Origin of the sequence: Streptomyces cahuitamycinicus, from assembly GCF_002891435.1 — a bacterium.
Taxonomy (GTDB): domain Bacteria; phylum Actinomycetota; class Actinomycetes; order Streptomycetales; family Streptomycetaceae; genus Streptomyces; species Streptomyces cahuitamycinicus.
On the sequence record NZ_POUC01000592.1, the window covers coordinates 1 to 3,860 of the forward strand.

Annotated in this window: 5 protein-coding genes; 4 read left to right on the plus strand and 1 reads right to left on the minus strand. The window is 72.1% G+C overall.

Going from position 1 to position 3,860, the window contains the following annotated elements:
- Together C1J00_RS39855 and C1J00_RS39860 are read left to right on the plus strand one after the other, a co-directional pair.
- Positions 1-747: acyl-CoA dehydrogenase family protein (locus tag C1J00_RS39855; RefSeq protein WP_281262796.1), on the plus strand; the 747-nt coding region annotated here is incomplete at its 5' end.
- The gene (locus C1J00_RS39860; RefSeq protein ID WP_102913742.1) at positions 744-1,247 is read left to right on the plus strand and encodes a nitroreductase family deazaflavin-dependent oxidoreductase; all 504 of its coding nucleotides are present in this window, start codon (positions 744-746) and stop codon (positions 1,245-1,247) included. The genes C1J00_RS39855 and C1J00_RS39860, both read left to right, overlap by 4 nt.
- A gap of 52 nt (positions 1,248-1,299) precedes the next feature.
- Here the strand turns inward: C1J00_RS39860 and C1J00_RS39865 are convergent, their stop codons facing one another.
- Positions 1,300-1,935, minus strand: a complete 636-nt coding sequence (locus tag C1J00_RS39865) for a TetR family transcriptional regulator (RefSeq protein ID WP_102913743.1) — start codon at positions 1,933-1,935, stop codon at positions 1,300-1,302.
- Positions 1,936-2,068: 133 nt separating this feature from the next.
- Here C1J00_RS39865 and kbpA point away from each other — a divergent pair, with 133 nt between their 5' ends.
- Together kbpA and C1J00_RS39875 are read left to right on the plus strand one after the other, a co-directional pair.
- Entirely contained in the window at positions 2,069-2,791 is a 723-nt protein-coding gene (gene kbpA / locus C1J00_RS39870) for an AfsK-binding protein KbpA (protein WP_180989870.1), read from the plus strand.
- Positions 2,792-2,984: 193 nt separating this feature from the next.
- Positions 2,985-3,860, plus strand: an 876-nt coding sequence (locus C1J00_RS39875) for a serine/threonine-protein kinase (protein WP_146046357.1), incomplete at its 3' end; no start/stop codon positions are given.

A 3,860-nucleotide genomic window follows, 5' to 3' on the forward strand; every position in this document is an offset into this window, starting at 1 on the left:
GGACGGGCCGGGGGCGTACAGGCCCGGCGGGCCGAGGGCGGCTGGCAGCTGTACGGGCAGGTCGACCAGGTTCTCGACGGGCACAGCGCCCAGCTGCTCGTCGTCGCCGCGCACACCGGGGGATTCGCGCGCTCGCGCGTGCTGCTCTTCCTCGTGCGCGCGGACGCCGCCGGTCTCACCCGTGTACGGCAGACCGCCCTGGACGCCACCCGTCCGCAGGGGCGTGTCCAACTGCGCCACACCCCAGCCGAGTTGCTGGGCGGGGACGCCGCCGACGCCGGCCTCCCCGCCCTGGCCCGGCTCGGCTCCACCGCCGCCGCCTGTCTCGCCGCCGAGGCCGCGGGGGCCGCGGGGCGGGTGCTGGAGCGGACCGTCGCGTACGTGGCGCAGCGCGAGCAGTTCGGCAGGCCGGTCGGCTCCTTCCAGGCGGTCAAGCACCGGCTGGCCGACGCCTACGTCCAGGTCCAGGCGGCCCGGTCGGCGGCGTACTACGCGGCCTGGGCCGCCGCGGCCCCGGCTCGTGGGGAGAGGGCAGGTGGTCTCGCTCTCGCCCAGGCGCTCGAAGCGCTGCGCCGCGCCGCCGCCGAGGGGATCCAGCTGCACGGCGGCATCGGATTCACCTGGGAGCACGAGGCTCATCTGTATTTCAAGCGTGCCGCGGGCGACGAGCTGCTGTTCGGGCCGGTGCACCGGCTGCGGGCGCACGCGGCCGACGCGGCACACGTCTTCGAGGAGGCCGGCCCATGAGGGGTGCGCGCGTCGTGCAGAAGGTGTCGTCGACCAGGGGCTTCGCCCGGGTCGCGCCGCACGTGATCCCCGCCCTCGACCGGGCGGTCCACCGGCTCACCCGGGGAAAGGTGCTGCTCAGCGCGCAACTGCTCCCCGGTGTGGTGCTGACCTCCACCGGGGCGAGGAGCGGGCTGCCCCGTCGTACGCCCCTGGCCTGCATGCCGGAGGACGGGGGGCGCTCCTGGATCGTCGTCGGGTCCAACTTCGGACGGCCGGGGCACCCCTCCTGGAGCCACAACCTGCTCGCGCGTCCCGACGCGGAGGTCAGCTGGAAGGGCCGGGACGTCCTGGTCACGGCCCGGCTGCTGGCGGGGCAGGAGCGGGCGGCGGCGTGGCAGGCGCTGCTGGCGTTCTGGCCGCCGTACGCGGCGTACCAGGCGCGGGTGGAACGGGAGATCCGGGTATTCCGGCTCGTGCCGAGGCGGGACAGCACGACAGGCGGCGGTCCACCCGGGTGAACCACCGCCTGCCAGACAGGACTTGGATGCGTAAGACGGCCGTCGCGCCGCGCTATTTCGTCGGCTTCCGGCCGGTGACGCCCAGGTGCACCAGCAGGGCGAGGTTCGGCTTCAGCTCGGCCTGCTTCACGCCCCAGGAGGAGAAGCCCTTCTGGTGGGAGGCGACGGCCGCGAGCATCGCGACGAGCGAACCGGCGACGGCCGCCGGGTTCACGTCCTTGTCGACCCTGCCCTTGGCCTGGAGCTCGGCGACGGCGTCCGCGAGAGAGTTGTTCACCGAGTTGAGGATCTTCATCCGGAGCTTGTAGAAGCGCTTGTCGCCCTCGGCGGCACCGAGATCGACGACCCGGAGGATCGCGTCGTTCTTGCGCCAGAACTCCAGGAAGCCGTCGACGAGTTCCTGCGCCGTCTGCCAGCCGGCCTTGCCGGCCCACGAACGGCCCTCCAGGAGCTCCGTCAACGCGGCACCCTCGGCCGCCATTTGCTCGGCGATCTCCAGGACGGCGCCCTCGACGTCCGGGAAGTACTGGTAGAAGGTCGCGGGCGAAGTGCCCGCTTTCCGGGCGACATCGATGACTTTGACGTCGCGGTACGGGGAGGAGCTGAGCATCTCGCTGAGGCAGTCGAGCAGCTTCTGCCGGGTCGCCTGCCCACGCCGGCCGGCCACGCGGCCGTCGACGGTACGCACTTGTCCTGTCATGCCGTCAGCTTACCGAGGCGAGATCGGGGCGCGATTCGGCCGACTGCAAATGGGGTGCGGGGGAGTGCGGAGGCTGTGTGCCTGGTCTGCGGGTCGCGGCAGTCGCGGTTACGTTGGCGGCATGGCCGAAAACAGGGCATCGGTGTACGGAGAGGGCGTCCCGTGCTGGGTGGACGCGCAGCTTCCCGACGTCGAGGCGGGCAAGCGGTTCTACGGTCAACTTTTCGGGTGGACCTTCGAGGACTGGTTCGGCTCCTTCGCGCAGGCGCTGAAGGACGGCGAACCCGTGGCCGCGCTGGTCCGCAAGGTGGACGGCAGGCTGCCCACCGTGTGGACGGTGTACTTCGCGACCCCGGACGCACCGGCCCTGGCCCGGCGTATCCGGGACGCGGGCGGGCAGATCGTCTCGGCGCCGGTACCGGCCGGGGAACTGGGCGTCACCGCGCTCGTCACCGACCCCGAGGGCGCCGTCTTCGCCCTGTGGCAGCCGGAGGAGCACCCCGGCTTCGGCAAGCGGCACGAGCCGGGCACCTTCGCCTGGACCGAGCTGTACACCCGGGACACCGAGGCGGCGAACGCCTTCTACGGCGACCTCTTCCACGAGGCGCTGTTCGGCCCGGACGCCGCGCCCGACTTCGGCCGCGCCCCCGTCTCGGACGTGTACCCGGCCGAGATGCCGCCCCATTTCCTCGTGCATTTCGCGGTCGAGGACGTGACGGCCGCGCTGGAGGACGTGACGCGCCTCGGCGGCCGGGTGCAGGCGCCGCCCTTCGAGACCTCGTACGGCGAGGTCGCCGTCGTCACGGACGACCAAGGGGCTTCCTTCGCGCTGCTGCGCCGCTGAGCAGGCATTGTTTGGTCATCGTTTGATCAGTTCTGTTCCGAGACATCCCAATTGTCACCGGGTTCGCAACCAGGGCTCCGGCCAGGAAGAATCAGGGTGCGTGCCGTCATGGCGGTGCGGTGGTGAGACGCTGCTCGGGGTCGCGTGGAACATGTGGCTTTGGCGCGGCTCGTACGGGGAGGTGGCAGGCAGAGTGGTGGATCAGCTGACGCAGCACGATCCGCGGCGGATCGGGCCGTTCGAGGTGCTGGGACGGCTGGGTGCCGGCGGCATGGGGCTGGTCTATCTCGCGCGTTCGGCGTCCGGCCGGCGCGTGGCGATCAAGACCGTCCGGACGGAGCTGGCCGAGGACCAGCTGTTCCGGGTCCGCTTCACGCGTGAGGTGGAGGCGGCCCGCGCCGTCTCCGGCTTCTACACGGCCGCGGTCGTGGACGCCGACCCGCGCGCCGCCGTGCCGTGGCTGGCCACCGCGTACGTCCCCGCGCCCTCCCTCGAGGAGATAGTGAACGACTGCGGCCCGATGCCGGCCCAGGCGGTGCGCTGGCTGGCGGCGGGCGTGGCCGAGGCCCTCCAGTCCATCCACGGCGCGGGCCTGGTGCACCGGGACCTCAAGCCGTCGAACGTCCTCGTCGTGGAGGACGGGCCCCGGGTGATCGACTTCGGCATCGCGTCGGGCGTCTCGAACACGCGTTTGACGATGACGAACGTCGCCGTCGGCACGCCCGCCTACATGTCCCCCGAGCAGGCCAAGGACTCCCGCAGCGTCACCGGCGCCAGCGACGTCTTCTCCCTCGGCTCCATGCTGGTCTTCGCCGCCACCGGCCACCCGCCCTTCCACGGCGCCAACCCGGTCGAGACGGTCTTCATGCTGCTGCGCGAGGGCCCGGACCTCGAAGGGCTCCCGGACGAACTGCGGCCGCTCATCGAGTCCTGTATGCAGATGGACCCCACGGCCCGCCCCAACCCGGCCGACCTCCAGGCCCAGCTGGCCCCCCACCTGTTCGGCTCCGGCTCCGACGACAGCGGCACGGCCTCCGCATGGCTGCCCGAGCGGGCCGTGGGCCTGATC

Coding starts and splice junctions, on each gene's coding strand:
- C1J00_RS39860 (WP_102913742.1), top strand. CDS start 744: ATGAGGGGTGCGCGCGTCGTGCAGAAGGTGTCGTCGACCAGGGGCTTC.
- kbpA (WP_180989870.1), top strand. CDS start 2,069: ATGGCCGAAAACAGGGCATCGGTGTACGGAGAGGGCGTCCCGTGCTGG.